This window comes from Actinomyces sp. HMSC075C01 (genome assembly GCF_001812965.1).
Lineage (GTDB): Bacteria > Actinomycetota > Actinomycetes > Actinomycetales > Actinomycetaceae > Actinomyces > Actinomyces acetigenes.
Map to the genome: position 1 here is coordinate 1 of NZ_KV810954.1, position 818 is coordinate 818.

Genomic DNA, 818 nt, shown 5'->3' on the forward strand with positions numbered 1-818 from the left:
GCAGCTCACCACCATGCCTAGCACACACACCCGGGCAGTATCTGCACAAGCCCTCCACACTACCGCAAGCCACTGGTGTTGTCGCCGGGATGCGGGAGCCGGGCCCGCACCGGCAGGAAGTCACCGAACCTCAACGAGTCCTCACCACCCCATACCGGGCCACCACCCCATACCGGGCCACCGGCCCAGCCAGCAGCAGAGACCACTAGTGCCGTCGCCGCTCGGGCAACGCGGAAGGACTGCTCTAATCAGCCAGCCTCATCGTCAGAGCCGTACTTCGCCTCCCACTCGGCCTGCTCCCGACGACGCCAACGCCGCTCCTCATGCCACTCCGGATACATCCACCCCGGCAACCGCACCGGAATCAAACCCAACACCGCAATCACCAGCGAAGAGAAGAAAACTATGCCGATGAGAGACGTGACAAGGCCACCATTTTCAGACCCGAACTCCTGAGCCAGCAACAGCAGCCCTCCAAACATCAGAAGGCTCCCCACTGCAGGCTCGATCACCGCAATGGTGTTACGACCTAGATTGAAAGCACCGTCCAGCATCTCACGAGCAGCCTCCCCCCAATCACTGTCGGAGAACATCGCAAACCACCAAGCAGCAATCGCAAATCCACCTAAAGCAAGAGCCACAACAGCAGCTAATACCTGTTCAACCACGACAGTTTACTCCCTGACAGAAAGCCCTTAATGCCACCACTTGTGAATGAGACTATTTGCTCCGTCGGCAACCTTTTTCCCAACGCCTGACCCGATGGCAGCGCCAACCGCGCCGCCGACCACGGCACCCACCGGACCACCGACACAGGC

Annotated in this window: 1 protein-coding gene; it reads right to left on the reverse strand. The window is 60.3% G+C overall.

Annotated elements, in window-relative coordinates; translation table 11 throughout:
* Positions 1 to 248: 248 nt before the first annotated feature.
* On the reverse strand, positions 249 to 668 hold the full coding sequence (locus HMPREF2883_RS02370; protein WP_070658817.1) for a hypothetical protein: 420 nt from the start codon (positions 666 to 668) through the stop codon (positions 249 to 251).
* Between the last annotated feature and the right edge of the window lie 150 nt (positions 669 to 818).